The following is a 15,741-nucleotide window of genomic DNA, read 5'->3' as shown; positions in this document are numbered from 1 at the left end:
ACGCATGGAACACTCCCGAACGACTCCGGAAGGCCTGTCATGAAGATCGGCATCATCGGCGCGGGCAACATCGGCGGCAACCTCACCCGCAGGCTCACCGCTCTCGGCCACGACGTCTCCGTGGCGAACTCCCGCGGCCCCGAGACGCTCAGGGAACTGGCCGAGGAGACCGGCGCGACCGCCGTCCGGGCCGAGGAGGCGGCCAAGGGCGCCGAGGTGGTGGTCGTCACCGTCCCCCTCAAGGTCGTCCCCAGCCTCCCCTCGGGCCTGCTGGACGGCGCGGCCGAGGGCGTGGCGGTGATCGACACCGGCAACTACTACCCGCAGCAGCGCGACGGCCGCATCGCCGCGATCGAGGACGAGGGTCTGACCGAGAGCCGCTGGACCGAGCAGCACCTCGGCCACCCGGTGGTCAAGGCCTTCAACGGCACCTACGCCCAGGACATCCTGGACCGCCCCCGCCCGGCGGGCGACCCCGACCGCATCGCCCTCCCGGTGGCCGGCGACGACGAGGCGGCCAAGGCCAAGGTCCGCGCCCTCATCGACGAACTCGGCTTCGACACGGTCGACGCAGGCGGCATCGACGACTCCTGGCGCCAGCAGCCCGACACCCCGGTCTACGGCCTCCGGGCAGGCGTGGAAGCCGTGGCCAAGGCCCTCGCCGAGGCCTCCCCGGAACGCCCGGCGGCCTTCCGCGGCTGACGGCCGTCAAGGGAGCCGGGGCGGTCAGGGCGTCGCCCACTGCTTCAGCGCGGCCTTGCTGGGGAAGTCGGCGACGTCCTTGTCGTGCGGGTCACTGGTGTACTGGTGGAAGCGCCACTTCGCCTTGATGCGGGGGTGGCCCGCGCTCACGTAGTCGGCGATCCACAGGCCGTCGCCCGCGTAGGAGGTGTCGTCGACGGTGAGCCAGAAGTCGCGGTTGCAGTAGAGGATGACCCGGTGGGTGGGCCGCAGGGCCTTCACCTTCTTGAGGAAGGCGTCCTTCTCCGCGCCGCTCGCGTGGGTGCCGTCGCCCGTGGTCTCCCAGTCGACGGCGAGGATGTCGCCCGCCTGGGAGGGAGCGGCGGTCACGAAGTGTTCGGCCTGGGCGGTGAGGTTGCCGGGCCACAGGAAGTGGTAGAAGCCGACGACCAGGCCGGCGTCGCGGGCGGTCTTCGCCTGGGCGGTGGCGTGGGGATTGACGTACGAGCGGCCCTCCGTCGCCTTGACGAAGGCGAAGGAGAGGCCGCTCGTGTCGTACGAGGACGACTGGAACGCGCTGACATCGATGCCGGAGAGCATGTGGGGGGCTCCTCGAAGTACCGGTGGGGGTAAGGAGTTGGCGTTGCTGGTTGAGTGATGCCCCACGACGGCACGCCCGATCCGCCCTCGCGCGGGGGAACGTCAGCTCCGGGTGACCACCGAACTGAGTACCGACGCCGGCTTCCCCGACCAGTCCGATGTGATGATGCTCGCGTGGTTTCCGGCCAGCAGGGCCAGCCTGGCCGCCACCTCGGCGTCCGTGGGGGCGGTCGAGGAGATCGCAGGGGACACGTTGTAGGCGTCCGTCATGATCAGGATGTAGTGGTTCGCGGAGTAGAACGACGTGTCGTATCCGCTGTTGACGTACGTCGCCGCATCGCCGTCGAAGAACACGAACCAGGGGCGGATCGAGGTGTCGGAGGTCCAGCGGCTCGCCCGCGGGTCGCCGCCCGCCGCGCCCAGCACCGCGGGGAAGGCCTCGGCCCGCCCGATGTTCCCGGCCGCGTACAGGTCGCGCAGGTGGTCGCCGTACTCCTGGTCCGTCCAGTAGTGGTCGAACGGGTTCTTCATCTCCACCGTGCCGGGGATCACCTCGAAGAGGAACTTGCCCTTGAGGGAGTCCCGGCTCGGCCAGGCGTTCGCCTTCGCCGCCGCGTCCAGCGTGGAGTACGACGAGCCCAGCAGGTCGGCCGGCTTGTAGACGCTGCTGCCGAGCTTCTGGTCGATGAGGGTGTCGAACTCGTCGGGACCGAGGCCGACGTCGTTGTTGAAGCCGACCTTCATCTCTGTCTTGAAGACGATCGGCGGGTGGTCGGGGTGCAGCTGGTTCCACGCCGCGATGTTGTCCAGGCAGCTGCCGAAGTCCTGGTTGCGGTCCTTGCTGTACAGCTCGCCGGGCGTCTTGGCGTCCTCGCAGTTGTTGTCGTTGCCCAGCGGACTGCTGTGACTCACCCGCCAGCGCCGGTTCACGCTGTCCGCGTAGATGTCGATCTCCAGCAGCGAGGCGCCGGAGTCCAGCGCCTGGGCGAAGTACGTGTACTTGGACTTGTCGTACGCGTTGTGCGTGCCGATGGCCGTCGTCTCGGAGAACTTCCCCGTCGCCGCGTGGGCGTTCCCCGGCACCACCGCCAGCAGTGCCGCCGCTCCCACGAGCGCCGCCAGCCTTCTCATCACCCGCATGCCCGAACTTCCCTTCGCTGCCGTCGAGTTGGCGGAAGCGTAGGAGAAAGCGGTTACTGCCGGGTAGCCCCTGGAGGAACATCGGCCTCCGGCGGCGCACGCCCAAAGCGGTCCGCATGGGACCGACGGCTCTCCGCAGGAGCCCCTCGTTCACCCTCGCGGCTAGATTGCTAGCATGCTAGCCTCGCAGGTGTGGGTGATGAGGACGTCAAGCAGTTCAACGTGTATCTGCCGATCGGGCTGATCAAGCAGGTGAAGTTCCGCGCCATCGAGTCGGGCATGTCGCTGTCGGCGCTGGTCGCCGAGGCGCTGCGTGCCTACCTCGACGACGCCCCGGAGAAGACCGAGAAGTCGGAGAAGACCGAGAAGGAGGCCTGACATGGCGACCGAGGGCATCGAAGCCGTCTTCCTGGAGACGCACAACTGGGGAAAGGCGGCCCGGTTCTTCCAGGCGCTGGGCTACGACCTGGAGTTCGAGACCGACCACAGCTCCGGCCAGTTCCGCAACGGCGACGGGCCGTACGTGTTCATCGCCGAGGTTCCCGAGGACCGCGAGCCGCGGACGCAGATCGTACTGAAGGTGCCCGACGCGGACGCGTTCCGCGCCGACACCGCCGTCGAGGTGGTCACGCCGTTCGAGGACACCCACTTCGGGACCCGGCTGATGACCGTCCGCGACCCCGACGGCCGGCTGTGGAGCCTTCAGGCTCCCCGGAAGGAAGAGTCGTGACGGGCGGCGCTCCGGCGGACCACCGGACGGTCCCGGCTGTGGCCCCGGACCACACCGCCGTGCGATGCGCCCTGTGGCGGGCGATGCACGTCCAGGTCGATGCGCCGCCGCACGTGCTGGAGGACGAGATCGGCCTCAGGATCGCGGACCCGGGCGACGGGTGGCGTGACCGCCCGGACATGGATCCGGTGGCCACCAGCACATTCCGGGCCGCCATGGTCGCCCGCGCCCGGTTCGTCGAGGACCTGGTCGCCGAGCAGGCCGCCGAGCACGGCGTCGACCAGTACGTCCTGCTGGGCGCCGGCCTCGACACCTTCGCCCAGCGCTCGCCCGGGCCCGCGTCCCGGCTGCGCGTCTTCGAGGTCGACCAGCCCGGCCCGCAGGAGTGGAAACGCCGGCGCCTCGTCGAACTCGGGTACGGCGTCCCCGGGCGGCTGCACCTCGTGCCGGTCGACTTCGAGGCGAGCGGCGGGGCCTGGCGGGAGCCGCTCACCGCGGCCGGGTTCGACCCCGGCCGGCCGGCGGTCGTCGCCTCCAGCGGCGTCACGATGTACCTCACCAAGGAGGCCACGACGACCACCCTGCGCCAGGTCGCCGCGCTGGCTCCCGGCTCGACCCTCGCCATGACGTTCCTGCTGCCCGAAGACCTCGTGGCCGAGGCCGACCGTCCCGGCCTGCGCACCAGCCAGGCCGGCGCACGCGGCGCGGGCACGCCGTTCCGGAGCTTCTACACCCCGGAGGAGATGCTGACCCTGGCCCACGAGGCCGGCTTCACACACGTCCGGCACGTCCCGGGCACCGCCCTCGCCGAGCGCTACTTCACGGGCCGCCCGGACGGCCTGCGGCCGTCGACCGGGGAGGACCTGCTGCTGGCCACGACGTGAACCCACCGCCGGTCATCCCGACCGGCATCCCCGCCGGGCGGCGCGGGCCATCGTCCTCGCCGGGCGGCGCGGGCGGTCGTCCTCGCCGGTCGTTCCCGCCCGCCGTCCCCGCCCCCCGTCCCCGCCCCCCGTCCCCGACCGTTGTGCGCGCCGGTCACCCGCGCCCGTCGCCCCGCATGTCATCCCGGCCTGTCCTCCCCGACGCGTCGATACGATGGCGGGAACGGCGAGTTGGGGGGAGTTCCGGAGTGGAACCGTTGATGGGCATGGCGCTCTCGGCTGTCGGCACGGTGGCTTCGGGAGCCCTCTCCGGAGCGGGCGGCGAGGCGGGCAGACGGGTCTCCGAGCGGCTCTACGAGCTGTTGAGCAGGGGCCGTTCCGGGGGCAACTCCGGTTCAGGAGAGGAGGGTTCGCACCGGCCCACCCTTCCCGTCACCGAGCCCGAGCAGACGGCCGCGGCCCGCCAGCTGTTCGAACTCGCCCGCAGATCACCAGAGTTCGCAAGGGAGGTGGCGGAGTGGGTCCGCGAGGCCGCGTGGCTGTCGCCGCGCACCGTACCCGCCGTGGCGCACGGTGCCTCGCGGCCGCAGATGCTGCCGCCGGCGTCGGCCGTGTTCACCGACCGCGCCGAGGTGCTCGCCTGGCTCACGGCTCTGCTGGACGAGGAGGAGCGCCCGCCGGGGGCGCCCACGCTCGCCGTCCTCACCGGACCGGGCGGCATCGGCAAGACCGCCGCCGCTGTGCACTGCGCGACCGCGCTGCGGGAGCGGTTTCCCGACGGCGCGCTGTTCGCGGACCTGAAGGGCGCGTCGGCGGGTACGGCGCTCGCCCCCTCCGACATCCTCGCGCGCTTCCTGGAGCGGCTCGGGGTCCCGCCCGCCATGGTGCCGGGCGACGAGGCACGCCAGCGGGACCTGTACCGCGACTGCACCGCCGACCGGCGCCTGATCGTCGTACTGGACAACGCCCATGACGACGCCCAGGTGATCCCGCTGCTCCCGGCCTCGCCGGACTGCCTCGTCCTGGTGACGAGCCGGTACCGGCCGGGGTCGCTCGTGGCCGCCCACGGGGCCCGGCCGTATCCGCTGGGGCCGCTGTCGGCCGAGGACGCGGCGACGCTGATCAGGCGGGTCGCCGGAGGTGACCGCCCGTCCGCTCCGGACGCAGTGATCCGGGCCGTGGCGGACGGCACGGGCGGGATCCCCCTCGCGGTGTGCACCACCGGCGCCGGTCTGGCCGTACGGCACCATCTGACCTGGGAGCGCGTCGCACAGCAGCTGTCCGACCGGAACCGCGGCCACGACCAGGGAGGAACCGCCGTGCGCGACGACACCCCGGACGGTACGGCCGACCCCGTCCGGCTCGTCCAGGACGCCGCCTACGCCGAACTGACTCCCGACTGCGCCGCGTTGTACCGCGCGATCGGGGTGTGGCCCTGGCCCACCGTGACCGTCCGGTGCGCCACGCATGCGGCCGGTGTCGGTGCGGACGAGGCGCGGGCGCTGCTGGAGGAGCTGGCCCGGGTGCATCTGCTGGAGGAGGTCGGGGAGGAGCGCTACCGGTTCCACGACCTGACCCGGGCCCACGCCCACCGGCTCGCGGAGGCCGAGGACGGACACGGTCGGATGGCCACCGCGGTGCGCCGCGTGGCGGTTTCGCACCTGCGCTTCGCCGCGGGCGCGGACTTCCGGGTCATGCCGCTGCGCTGGCGGCTCGGCCCCGCCTACCGGGGACTCACCCTGCCGGAACAGCGCGACCCCGGCGACGGCAAGCGCGCGCTGGCCGAACTGCGCGCCGAGCGGGAGAATCTCGCGGCCGTCATCCGGGCCGCCGCCCACCATGGCTTGCACGACCACGTATGGCAGTTGTGCGAGGCCATGTGGGGCCTGCATCTGCTGCTCGGCTTCCACGCCCAGTGGATCGACACACATCTGCTGGGCGTCGAGGCCGCTCAGCGCAGTACGGAGGAGTTCGGCGACCCGCGTGCCGTCGGCCGCATGTGGACGCAGCTCGCCTTCGGCTACCTGGGGGCGGGCCGGGCGGCGGACGCCGAGGACGCCCTTGTGCGGGCCAGGGACGCGGACCGGGCCTGCGGCCACCACCGGGGTGAGGCGACCGCGGCCGAGGCGCTGGGGCTGCTCCGCCTCAAGCAGTGGGAGTTCGCCGCGGCCCAGCGGTGCTTCGAGGAGGCGCAGGAGACGCTGAGCCGTATCGGCCCCGGGCAGGACGGCTGGGAGGACGTGCCACGTGCCACCGCCCTGCTGACGCACCACATCGGCCGCGCCCAGACCAGGCAGCGCCAATTCCCTTCCGCCATCGCCCGGTTGAACGACGCCCTCGCCCGGTTCCGCCGGCTGCCGGGCGGTGGCGACACCTACAACGCAGGTCGCGTCTACATGAGCCTGGGCGACGCCCACCTGGACGCCGGCGACGCGGAACAGGCGCGCGTCTGCCTGGACGAGGCCGTCAAGGCGATGACCGAGACGGGCGCGGGGCTCCAACTGGCCGACGCCGTCGAGGCGCGGGCCCGCTGCCATCGCCTCTCCGGCCGCAGGGCGGAGGAAGCGGAGGATCTGCGCACCGCCGCCGCGTGCTACGAGGAGTACGAGAACCACAGCGGCCTGGCCCGCGTGCGGGCGCGACTGGCCGAGGCGGAGGCCTGAGGCCCGCGGCTCAGAGCGCTCCCGGTGCGAGCGGCTCCACAGTGACCCGGTGGGCCGCGTCACCCGTTCGTACGGTGATCCCGGGGACGGCTCCGGCCAGGTGCCGCCCACTCGCGAGCCAGCCGTACAGCCCGGAGGCGTACGCGGCGGGATCGCACAGGTCGGCTCGCCCGTCGGGCCCCGGCGCGGCGGACAGGCGCATGAGGTCCCCCGCGCGGGTGCGGACGACACAGCGGTCCGGCCCGTCGACGTAGGCGACCAGCCCGCAGTACGGGTAGCGGTCGAGCGCCTCCGCCGTCCACGCGGCCGGCGGCCCGAGCCGAGGGTCGTCCCCGGCCGCATACCGTACGACGACGTCGGCGATGCGCAGCCGGCCGGTCTCCCGTGTCTCCTCGTCGACCAGTGTGTGGGCGGAGTCCACCCAGGCCGGCGAGTCGTCGGGCAGGTGCCCGGCACCGGCGACGGCGTACCGGGCGACGGTGACCTGCGCCGGATCCGTGCCGACGCCGCCGGTGAGCACGCGGACCGGGGCGGTACGGCGGGCGGGCAGGTAGGGCGGCAGCGGCAACGGGTCGAGCAGCGCGGGGTGTTCCGCGGGCTCGGGGATGCCGATGAGGTCGTAGAACAGGCGGCGCAGCAGAGCGGCCGATTCGCCGGGTGACGAACTGGTCTGTTCCGCCAGCTCCTTGTACCGGCCGGGCTCGTGCGCGGCGACGGCACGGTCGATCTGCGCGCGCAGGCTGCCCCGGCGGACGAGCCGGGGTGCCGTACGGCCGAGGGCGGCGACCGGGGAGCGCGGGTCGAGGTCCTGCTGGGGGAACGCTCCGAGGAGGACCGGGACGCCGATCGACGCCGCGTAGTAGGTGACGCTGGAGTGGTCGCCGAGGACGCAGTCGGCGGCGATCAGAGCCTGGCGCCACCCGTCGAGGGGAGAGACCGGGTCGAGGCCGGCTCGCCGCGCGTTGTCCAGCCAGGCGCGGACCTGTCCGGGGCCGTGGCCGTACCAGATGTTGGGGTGCAGGACCGCGACCGTCCGGTACTCGTCGGCCGGCAGCTCCGCCGGCAAACGGGACAGCAGCCAGGGCAGCAGATCGTCCGCCTCCGGCTCCGCGGCTCCGCCGAAGAGGGAGCGTGGCGCCCAGGTGGAGCTGACGACGATCAGCCGCTGGCCGGGGCCGACGCCCAACGCCCGGCGATAGAGGGCGCGTTGGGGGAGGGCGTCGAGGATGCGGTCGTAGCACGGGTCGCCCGCGAGGACGGCGGTGGGTGCCGCCTCCGGGCAGGTCGAGCGCAGCCGGTCGAGCTGTTCGGGGTGGGAGAGGACGGTGGCGTGCGCGAGGGGACGTCCGTCGTCGAGGAGCCAGTCAGGCGAGAGACCGAAGACCGGTGTTGTCCGGTGTTGTCCGGTGTTGTCCGGTGTTGCCAGCCTCTTATTGTAGCCGACCCCGTGTGACAGGACCGCCAACTTGCCCTGGATCGCGCCCAGTTCACCGCCGTAGCTGGCGGAGACGGCCAGGTCGAACGCGGTGTCCTTGGCCTGCTCCCAGGGGAGCACCGGGAGCCCGGCTCGCCCCAGCAGCTCGGGCACTCCGGCCAGGAACGGGGACGAACCGGTGCAGGTGGCGAACATCTGCACGCGCAGGTCGCCGGAGAACAGCGGGAGCACGTCCAGCAGGCGCGTCGCCGACGTCACGTTGTGCACGACGAACAGGACCCGGCGGCACCCGGTCCGCGTGACCCAGCGCTCCGCGTCCTCGCCCACCGGCACACGTATCCGTGCCGCAGCACCCGTCACCCCGCCCGTCACAGGGTTCACCTCAGCACTCGATGATGTTCACCGCAAGTCCGCCCCTCTGCAACGGCCTTCAGCGCTGCTAGGGTTTTCGCATGGGACCTTTGGAACCGAAGGTAAACGAGCTCATCGTCGCGTTGATCTGCTTCGCAGCAGTCTTCTTCACTTTCGCGAAATTCTTGGTGCCGCGGATCACCAAGACGCTTGAGGCCCGGCAGGAAGCCATCGAGGGCACCATCGAGCAGTCCGAAGCCGTCCATGCGGAGGCGCGGCAGATTCACGCCGAATACCAGGCCGAACTTTCCGAGGCGCGCCACGAGGCTGCCCGCATCCGGCAGGCCGCGGCCGACGAGGGAAGCCTCCTCATCCAGGAGGTCCGGGCCGAGGGGCAGCGGCAGCGCGACGAACTCGTGGCATCGGCCAGGGCGCAACTGGAAGCCGACCGGATCGTCGCCGAGGCGGCACTCCGAGAGGATGTGCTCAGGCTGGCGACCGACCTGGCCGGACGCATCCTCGGTGAGCCGATCACCGACGAGCGCCGGGCGCGAGAAATCGCCGACGCGTTCTTCGCCGAGGTGGACACCGACTCCGCGGCGAAGGCGTAATCACCGGGAGTCTCCCAGGCCGCGTTCGGGCAGGGAGCACAGGAACGTGCTCCAGAACAGCCCCGTCTCCCAGGGAGTTTCCAGGGACTTTCCGTCGCGTGAGCAGGGAAGGCCCTGACAACGCCGAAAGAATCGAACGCGCAGGTCAGGGCCCATCCCCTCAGCACTCGATGATGTTCACCGCGAGCCCGCCCCGGGCCGTCTCCTTGTACTTCACGCTCATGTCCGCACCGGTGTCCTTCATGGTCTTGATGACCTTGTCCAGGGACACCTTGTGGGAGCCGTCGCCGCGCATCGCCATCCTGGCCGCCGTGACCGCCTTCACCGCGGCCATGCCGTTGCGCTCGATGCAGGGGATCTGGACCAGGCCGCCGACCGGGTCGCAGGTGAGGCCGAGGTTGTGTTCCATGCCGATCTCGGCCGCGTTCTCGACCTGCTCGGGGCTGCCGCCGAGCACCTCCGCGAGCGCGCCCGCGGCCATGGAGCAGGCGGAACCGACCTCGCCCTGGCAGCCGACCTCGGCGCCGGAGATGGAGGCGTTCTCCTTGAAGAGCATGCCGATGGCGCCGGCGGCCAGGAGGAAGCGGACCACTCCCTCCTCGTCGGCACCCGGCACGAAGTTGATGTAGTAGTGCAGGACCGCAGGGATGATGCCCGCCGCGCCGTTGGTGGGGGCCGTCACCACGCGGCCGCCGGCCGCGTTCTCCTCGTTCACCGCCATCGCGTAGAGCGTGATCCACTCCATCGCGTGCGCCAACGGGTCGCCCTCGGCGCGCAGTTGGCGGGCCGAGACGGCCGCGCGGCGGCGGACCTTGAGGCCGCCGGGGAGGATGCCCTCGCGGGACATGCCGCGCGAGACACACGCCCGCATCACCTGCCAGATCTCCAGCAGGCCCGCGCGGATCTCGTCCTCCGTGCGCCAGGCCCGCTCGTTCTCCAGCATCAGCGAGGAGATCGACAGGCCCGTCTCCTTCGTCAGGCGCAGCAGCTCGTCGCCCGTGCGGAAGGGGTACTTCAGGACCGTGTCGTCCAGCACGATCCGGTCCGCGCCGACCGCGTCCTCGTCCACGACGAAGCCGCCGCCGACCGAGTAGTACGTCTTCGACAGCAGCTCCGCGCCGGAGGCGTCGTACGCCCAGACCGTCATGCCGTTGGCGTGGTAGGGCAGCGCCTTGCGGCGGTGCAGGACCAGGTCGTCGTCGAAGGAGAACGGGATCTCGTGCTCGCCCAGTACCTTCAGACGGCCGGATGCCTTGATCGTCTCCACCCGCTCGTCGGCGGTCTCCACGTCCACCGTGCGCGGCGAGGCGCCCTCCAGGCCGAGCAGCACCGCCTTCGGGGTGCCGTGGCCGTGCCCGGTGGCGCCGAGGGAGCCGTACAGCTCCGTGCGCACGGACGCGACGGAGGGCAGCAGGCCCTCGTTGCGCAGACGGCGGGCGAACATGCGCGCCGCCCGCATCGGGCCGACCGTGTGGGAGCTGGACGGGCCGATGCCGATCGAGAACAGGTCGAAGACCGAGATGGCCACGGTCACTCCTCAAGACAGCAAAAACAGGGGGTGGTGGGGCACCCTTCCCAGAGTGCCCCACCGGGGGACTTACGTGTCCGGGGCTACTTGTTCAGACCCGGGTACAGCGGGTGCTTGTCGGCGAGCGCCTTCACGCGCGCCTTCAGGGCCTTCGCGTCGTACGACGGCTTCAGGGCCTCGGCGATCACGTCCGCGACCTCGGCGAAGTCCTCGGCGGTGAAGCCGCGGGTCGCGAGGGCCGGGGTGCCGATCCGGAGGCCGGAGGTCACCATCGGCGGACGCGGGTCGTTCGGGACCGCGTTGCGGTTGACCGTGATACCGACCTCGTGGAGGCGGTCCTCGGCCTGCCGGCCGTCCAGCTCGGACTCGCGCAGGTCGACCAGGATCAGGTGGACGTCCGTACCGCCGGACAGGACGTTCACGCCGGCCTCGCGGGCGTCCGCCGCCGTCAGCCGCTCGGCGAGGATGCGGGCACCCTCCACCGTACGGCGCTGGCGCTCCTTGAAGTCCTCGCTCGCCGCGACCTTGAAGGAGACCGCCTTGGCCGCGATCACGTGCTCCAGGGGGCCGCCCTGGAAGCCCGGGAAGACGGAGGAGTTCAGCTTCTTCGCGAAGTCCTGCTTGGCGAGGATGATGCCGCCGCGCGGGCCGCCGAGGGTCTTGTGGGTCGTGGAGGTGACCACGTCCGCGTACTCGACCGGGTTCGGGTGCAGGCCCGCGGCGACCAGACCGGCGAAGTGCGCCATGTCGACCCACAGGTAGGCCTCGACCTCGTCGGCGATCCGGCGGAACTCGGCGAAGTCCAGCTGCCGCGGGTACGCCGACCAGCCGGCGATGATCACCTTCGGGCGGTGCTCCTTGGCGAGCTTCTCCAGCTCGGCCATGTCGACCAGGCCGGTCTCCGGGTCCACGTGGTACGCGACCACGTTGAACTGCTTGCCGGAGAAGTTCAGCCGCATGCCGTGGGTCAGGTGGCCGCCGTGTGCCAGGTCCAGGCCGAGGATGGTGTCCCCGGGCTGGGCGAGGGCGAACAGGGCCGCCTGGTTGGCGGAGGCGCCGGAGTGGGGCTGGACGTTGGCGTACTCGGCGCCGAACAGCTCCTTGATCCGGTCGATGGCGATCTGCTCGGCGACGTCGACGTGCTCGCAGCCGCCGTAGTAGCGCCGGCCCGGGTAGCCCTCGGCGTACTTGTTGGTCAGCACCGAGCCCTGCGCCTCCATCACCGCGAGCGGCGCGAAGTTCTCGGAGGCGATCATCTCCAGCGTGGACTGCTGGCGGCCGAGCTCGGCGTCGACCGCGGCGGCGATCTCCGGGTCCAGCTCGTGCAGGGGCGTGTTCAGGACGGTCATGCGATTACGACTCCTCGCCGGTGGAAAAGGCGGTGTACTCGTCGGCGGAGAGCAGGCCGGCCGGCTCCTCCGCGACGCGCACCTTGAACAGCCAGCCGCCCTCGAAGGGGGCCGAGTTCACCAGCGAGGGGTCCTCGACGACGTCCTCGTTGATCGCGGTGACCTCACCGGTGACGGGCGAGTACAGCTCGGAGACCGACTTGGTCGACTCCAGCTCGCCGCAGGACTCGCCCGCGGTCACGGTGTCGCCGACCTCGGGGAGCTGGACGAAGACCACGTCGCCGAGCGCGTTGGCCGCGTGCTCCGTGATGCCGACCGTCGAGACGCCGTCCTCGGCGCCCGACAGCCACTCGTGCTCCTTGCTGTAGCGCAGCTGCTGGGGGTTGTTCATGGCCTGAATTCTCCTGTACGCGCGGGAGTGCTGATGAAGGGGGGACTGCGAAACCGCTGGTGGACGGGGGGTCCCCTGCTTGAGCGAAGTCGAAAGCTCGGGGAAGGTGTGCGCAGGGTCACGTGCCCGCCACGGGACGGGGCCCGCGAGGAACGCGCTCGCGCCCAGTCTCTACTTCTGCCGCTTGTAGAACGGCAGCGCCACGACCTCGTACGGCTCGTGGCTGCCTCGGATGTCCACGCCGACACCCGCGGTGCCGGGTGCCGCGTGCGCCGCGTCCACGTACGCCATGGCGATCGGCTTGCCCAGGGTGGGGGAGGGGGCGCCGGAGGTGACCTCGCCGATCACCTCGCCGCCGGCGACGACGGCGTACCCGGCGCGCGGGACGCGACGGCCCTCGGCGATCAGCCCGACGAGCACCCGGGGCGGGTTCTGCTCGGCGCGCTCGGCGGCCAGCAGGAGCGCCTCGCGCCCGACGAAGTCACCCTCCTTCTCGAACTTCACCACCCGGCCGAGCCCAGCGTCGAACGGGGTGAGGGAGGTGGACAGCTCGTGCCCGTACAGCGGCATGCCCGCCTCCAGGCGCAGGGTGTCCCGGCAGGACAGGCCGCACGGCACCAGGCCCACGCCCTCGCCGGCCTTGGTCAGCGCCTGCCACAGCTCGACCGCGTGCTCCGGCTTCACGAACAGCTCGAAGCCGTCCTCGCCGGTGTAGCCGGTGCGGGCGATCAGGGCGGGGACGCCGGCGACGGTGCCGGGCAGGCCGGCGTAGTACTTCAGCCCGTCCAGGTCGGCGTCGGTGAGGGACTTCAGGATGCCGGGGGACTGCGGGCCCTGGACGGCGATCAGCGCGTAGGCGTCCCGGTCGTCGCGGACCTCGGCGTCGAAGCCGGCGGCGCGCTCGGTGAGGGCGTCCAGTACCACCTGGGCGTTGGAGGCGTTGGCGACCACCATGTACTCGGTGTCGGCGAGCCGGTAGACGATCAGGTCGTCCAGGATGCCGCCGTCGGCCTGGCAGATCATGGTGTAGCGGGCGCGGCCGACGCCGACGGAGGCGATGTTGCCGACCAGGGCGAAGTTCAGGAAGGCGGCCGCCTCGGCGCCGGTCACGGTGATCTCGCCCATGTGGGACAGGTCGAACAGACCGGCCCTGGTCCGCACCGCGACATGCTCGTCGCGCTCGGAGCCGTAGCGCAGGGGCATGTCCCAGCCGGCGAAGTCGGTCATCGTCGCACCGAGCGAGCGGTGCAGCGCGTCCAGCGCGGTACGGCGCGGCTCAGTGGGTTCGGTACTGCTCATCGGTCGGTCGTCTCCCAGGGAAGGACATGGGGGTCCCCCGCGCGAGCGAAGCCGAGCGTGGGGGAGGGCGAGGAACGTTCCTCCCCATCTGTCATCGGAACCTGAGAGGTTCGCCACGACCGCCACGGGGACGATCACGGCTTGCACCTTGGGTGGAGCCACTGCGGCAGCGGCCCGCTTTTCAGATGTGCCTCGCCCGCGCGGTAACGGGGCCTGAGAGATTCAAGGGAGGGACTTGCTCCTTCGGCGCCCCAGCGAAGGCTGCTGGGGACTCTCCCGCGCGGATTCAAACGGCCGGTATGCAGTTGGCGGCCACATCATCGCACGCCGACCGGGCTTTTGTAACCGGCCTGTGGCAGGACGCGGACCTTGCTGCCGACCTTCATCTATTACCTTCTCTTTACATTTCGCGGGCAGAGCTATTACTGAATCGACAGGGGAGGACGATCTCGGTGAACAGGACCCCGGTGTACGCCACCGCCACCCGTGGCATCGCGGTGCCGAAGCAGCGCTCCGCCCCGGCCCCGGTCGTCCGCGACCTGCGCGACCGGTCGGGCCGCAGCCCCCGCGCCCTGCTCTTCGGCCCCGGGGACCTGGTGGTGATCACCGGCCTGCCCGGCAGCGGCAAGTCGACCCTGATGCACCGCACGGTGACCGGCCGGCGCATCGACTCCCAGGACACCCGCGACCGCTGGGACGCCCGCGTCCCCCGCTTCGTCCCCTACGCGCTCTACCGCCCCCTGGTCCGCCTCGCCCACTACTCCTGTCTGCGCCGCGCCCTGCGCGACGGCGAGGGCGTCGTCGTGCACGACTGCGGCACGCAGCCCTGGGTGCGCGGATGGCTCGCCCGCGAGGCCCGCCGCCGCGGCGGCACCCTCCACCTGCTCCTGCTCGACGTGGCACCGGAGACCGCCCGCACAGGCCAGCGCGAGCGCGGCCGCCGCGTCTCCCGCTACGCCTTCACCCGCCACCGCCGTACGACCGCCCGCCTCCTCGCCGCCACGGAGCGGGGCGAGCTGCCGGCCGGTGCCGGCTCGGCGACCCTGCTGGACCGGGCCGCGGCGGACACTCTGCGCCGGATCGACTTCACCGGATGAGGGGGACCGTGTTCACACGGTGAGGGGACTGTCACAGCCACCCGCTAGCCTTCATGGTTACAGCAGTGGTTCCCAGCAGGCGGTAGGCAGATGGACTTCCCGGCGGACTTTCCCGCGGACTTCCCGGCACAGACACACCCCCACCCGCACGGCGGTTGGCCCGGCAACGAGCTGGAGGAGGTGCTCTCGGCCTCCCTCGGCATTCCCGCCGCGGCCGGCCGGATCATCGAGGTGCTGGGCCGCAGCTTCCTGTGGATCCCGCTGCCCAACGGCGGCGGGCCGGGCAGCGGCACCCTCGACCTGCCCACGCTGGAGCTCGACGGCCAGGCCTACGTCCCGGTGTTCAGCTCCGAGGAGCAGCTGCGCCAGGCGGCCGGCTCCCACATGTCGTACACCATCGCCCCGGCCGTGGAGTTCGCCCGCGGCCTGCCCCCGCAGGTCGGCCTCGCCGTGAACCCGGACGCGCTGGTCGGCATCCCGCTCCCGCCGGCCGCCGTGGCCGAGCTGTGCCGCGCCGGCCGCACCCCCCTCGACGGCGACCCCGACGCGGGCGGCCGGGTCCGTCTCTTCGAGCCCGACTGGCAGGACGACCCGGTCGACTTCCTCTCCGCCGCGTCCGCCGAGTTCGCCGAGACCGGCGTGGTCCTCACCGCCCGCCGCTGCCTGGCCGCCATCGAGACGGACGACCCGGTGATGTTCATAGGCGTGGAACTCTCCCAGTGGGAAGGCGACCTCCGCACCCGTCCCATGGACGCCCTGGCCCGAGCCCTGGGCAGGGTCCCGGTCGCCTGGCCGGTCAGCCTGGTCCTCCTGGACGTGACGGACGACCCGGTGGCGCAGTGGCTGAGGACGAATGTCAGGCCCTTCTATCAGTACGGCCACTAGAAGCCGACCCAAGGGGCAGCCAACCCAGGGGCGCGGGGCTGTATCGATATGCGGCTCCGCCGCGGGGCGCGAGGAACCCACCACGCACCCGCACCCG

General features: G+C 71.7%; 15 protein-coding genes and 1 riboswitch. Of the genes, 8 read left to right on the top strand and 7 right to left on the bottom strand.

Features of this window, described 5'->3' with window-relative positions; translation table 11 throughout:
• Positions 1-39 precede the first annotated feature (39 nt).
• Positions 40-702, top strand: a complete 663-nt coding sequence (locus LE548_RS26220; RefSeq protein ID WP_225099408.1) for an NADPH-dependent F420 reductase — start codon at positions 40-42, stop codon at positions 700-702.
• A 24-nt stretch (positions 703-726) separates the two neighbouring features.
• Here the strand turns inward: LE548_RS26220 and LE548_RS26215 are convergent, their stop codons facing one another.
• Both LE548_RS26215 and LE548_RS26210 read right to left on the bottom strand, forming a co-directional pair.
• Complete coding sequence (locus tag LE548_RS26215) at positions 727-1,281, bottom strand: glycoside hydrolase family 25 protein (RefSeq protein WP_225099407.1); 555 nt, start codon at positions 1,279-1,281, stop codon at positions 727-729.
• A 102-nt stretch (positions 1,282-1,383) separates the two neighbouring features.
• Entirely contained in the window at positions 1,384-2,421 is a 1,038-nt protein-coding gene (locus LE548_RS26210; protein ID WP_225099406.1) for a phosphatidylinositol-specific phospholipase C domain-containing protein, read from the bottom strand.
• 192 nt (positions 2,422-2,613) lie between these two features.
• On the opposite strand from LE548_RS26210, the gene LE548_RS26205 reads away from it, so the two are divergent.
• The 4 genes from LE548_RS26205 to LE548_RS26190 all read left to right on the top strand — a co-directional run bounded on the left by LE548_RS26205 (position 2,614) and on the right by LE548_RS26190 (position 6,698).
• Positions 2,614-2,799: a CopG family transcriptional regulator gene (locus LE548_RS26205; RefSeq protein WP_225099405.1), complete on the top strand. Its 186-nt coding sequence runs from the start codon at positions 2,614-2,616 to the stop codon at positions 2,797-2,799.
• Position 2,800: 1 nt separating this feature from the next.
• Complete coding sequence (locus LE548_RS26200) at positions 2,801-3,151, top strand: glyoxalase/bleomycin resistance/extradiol dioxygenase family protein (RefSeq protein WP_225099404.1); 351 nt, start codon at positions 2,801-2,803, stop codon at positions 3,149-3,151.
• A gap of 83 nt (positions 3,152-3,234) precedes the next feature.
• Positions 3,235-4,035: a class I SAM-dependent methyltransferase gene (locus LE548_RS26195; RefSeq protein WP_263636607.1), complete on the top strand. Its 801-nt coding sequence runs from the start codon at positions 3,235-3,237 to the stop codon at positions 4,033-4,035.
• A 266-nt stretch (positions 4,036-4,301) separates the two neighbouring features.
• Entirely contained in the window at positions 4,302-6,698 is a 2,397-nt protein-coding gene (locus tag LE548_RS26190) for a tetratricopeptide repeat protein (RefSeq protein ID WP_225099402.1), read from the top strand.
• A gap of 10 nt (positions 6,699-6,708) precedes the next feature.
• On the opposite strand, the gene LE548_RS26185 is transcribed toward LE548_RS26190, so the two are convergent.
• Positions 6,709-8,514 (bottom strand): hypothetical protein, encoded by a 1,806-nt coding sequence (locus tag LE548_RS26185; protein ID WP_225099401.1) that lies wholly within the window; start codon positions 8,512-8,514, stop codon positions 6,709-6,711.
• A gap of 71 nt (positions 8,515-8,585) precedes the next feature.
• Between LE548_RS26185 and LE548_RS26180 the strand changes: the two genes are divergently transcribed.
• The gene (locus LE548_RS26180) at positions 8,586-9,095 is read left to right on the top strand and encodes a F0F1 ATP synthase subunit B (RefSeq protein ID WP_225099400.1); all 510 of its coding nucleotides are present in this window, start codon (positions 8,586-8,588) and stop codon (positions 9,093-9,095) included.
• Positions 9,096-9,255: 160 nt separating this feature from the next.
• Here LE548_RS26180 and LE548_RS26175 read toward each other — a convergent pair whose 3' ends face one another.
• The 4 genes from LE548_RS26175 to gcvT form a co-directional block, all read right to left on the bottom strand.
• Positions 9,256-10,623 carry an L-serine ammonia-lyase gene (locus LE548_RS26175; RefSeq protein WP_225099399.1) on the bottom strand — a complete coding sequence of 456 codons (1,368 nt, stop codon included), beginning with the start codon at positions 10,621-10,623 and terminating at the stop codon, positions 9,256-9,258.
• 83 nt (positions 10,624-10,706) lie between these two features.
• Complete coding sequence (gene glyA, locus LE548_RS26170) at positions 10,707-11,972, bottom strand: serine hydroxymethyltransferase (RefSeq protein ID WP_225099398.1); 1,266 nt, start codon at positions 11,970-11,972, stop codon at positions 10,707-10,709.
• 4 nt (positions 11,973-11,976) lie between these two features.
• Complete coding sequence (gene gcvH / locus LE548_RS26165) at positions 11,977-12,363, bottom strand: glycine cleavage system protein GcvH (protein ID WP_225099397.1); 387 nt, start codon at positions 12,361-12,363, stop codon at positions 11,977-11,979.
• A gap of 171 nt (positions 12,364-12,534) precedes the next feature.
• Entirely contained in the window at positions 12,535-13,662 is a 1,128-nt protein-coding gene (gene gcvT, locus LE548_RS26160; protein ID WP_225099396.1) for a glycine cleavage system aminomethyltransferase GcvT, read from the bottom strand.
• A gap of 191 nt (positions 13,663-13,853) precedes the next feature.
• Positions 13,854-13,951, bottom strand: a riboswitch (glycine riboswitch).
• 157 nt (positions 13,952-14,108) lie between these two features.
• Between gcvT and LE548_RS26155 the strand changes: the two genes are divergently transcribed.
• Both LE548_RS26155 and LE548_RS26150 read left to right on the top strand, forming a co-directional pair.
• Positions 14,109-14,759: an AAA family ATPase gene (locus LE548_RS26155; RefSeq protein ID WP_374116177.1), complete on the top strand. Its 651-nt coding sequence runs from the start codon at positions 14,109-14,111 to the stop codon at positions 14,757-14,759.
• A 90-nt stretch (positions 14,760-14,849) separates the two neighbouring features.
• Positions 14,850-15,644 carry an enhanced serine sensitivity protein SseB gene (locus LE548_RS26150; RefSeq protein WP_225099394.1) on the top strand — a complete coding sequence of 265 codons (795 nt, stop codon included), beginning with the start codon at positions 14,850-14,852 and terminating at the stop codon, positions 15,642-15,644.
• The last annotated feature ends 97 nt before the right edge of the window (positions 15,645-15,741 follow it).

It is taken from the genome of Streptomyces sp. CoH27 (genome assembly GCF_020181035.1).
In the GTDB taxonomy this organism is placed as follows: Bacteria; Actinomycetota; Actinomycetes; order Streptomycetales; family Streptomycetaceae; genus Streptomyces; species Streptomyces camelliae.
This window is presented reverse-complemented; position numbering and strand designations above follow the sequence as displayed.

What these genes read in the sequence shown, in the direction of transcription:
- LE548_RS26220 (WP_225099408.1), top strand. Translation starts at nt 40, where the DNA reads ATGAAGATCGGCATCATCGGCGCGGGCAACATCGGCGGCAACCTCACC.
- LE548_RS26215 (WP_225099407.1), bottom strand. Translation starts at nt 1,281, where the DNA reads ATGCTCTCCGGCATCGATGTCAGCGCGTTCCAGTCGTCCTCGTACGAC.
- LE548_RS26210 (WP_225099406.1), bottom strand. Translation starts at nt 2,421, where the DNA reads ATGCGGGTGATGAGAAGGCTGGCGGCGCTCGTGGGAGCGGCGGCACTG.
- LE548_RS26200 (WP_225099404.1), top strand. Translation starts at nt 2,801, where the DNA reads ATGGCGACCGAGGGCATCGAAGCCGTCTTCCTGGAGACGCACAACTGG.
- LE548_RS26195 (WP_263636607.1), top strand. Translation starts at nt 3,235, where the DNA reads ATGCACGTCCAGGTCGATGCGCCGCCGCACGTGCTGGAGGACGAGATC.
- LE548_RS26190 (WP_225099402.1), top strand. Translation starts at nt 4,302, where the DNA reads ATGGCGCTCTCGGCTGTCGGCACGGTGGCTTCGGGAGCCCTCTCCGGA.
- LE548_RS26180 (WP_225099400.1), top strand. Translation starts at nt 8,586, where the DNA reads ATGGGACCTTTGGAACCGAAGGTAAACGAGCTCATCGTCGCGTTGATC.
- glyA (WP_225099398.1), bottom strand. Translation starts at nt 11,972, where the DNA reads ATGACCGTCCTGAACACGCCCCTGCACGAGCTGGACCCGGAGATCGCC.
- gcvH (WP_225099397.1), bottom strand. Translation starts at nt 12,363, where the DNA reads ATGAACAACCCCCAGCAGCTGCGCTACAGCAAGGAGCACGAGTGGCTG.
- gcvT (WP_225099396.1), bottom strand. Translation starts at nt 13,662, where the DNA reads ATGAGCAGTACCGAACCCACTGAGCCGCGCCGTACCGCGCTGGACGCG.
- LE548_RS26150 (WP_225099394.1), top strand. Translation starts at nt 14,850, where the DNA reads ATGGACTTCCCGGCGGACTTTCCCGCGGACTTCCCGGCACAGACACAC.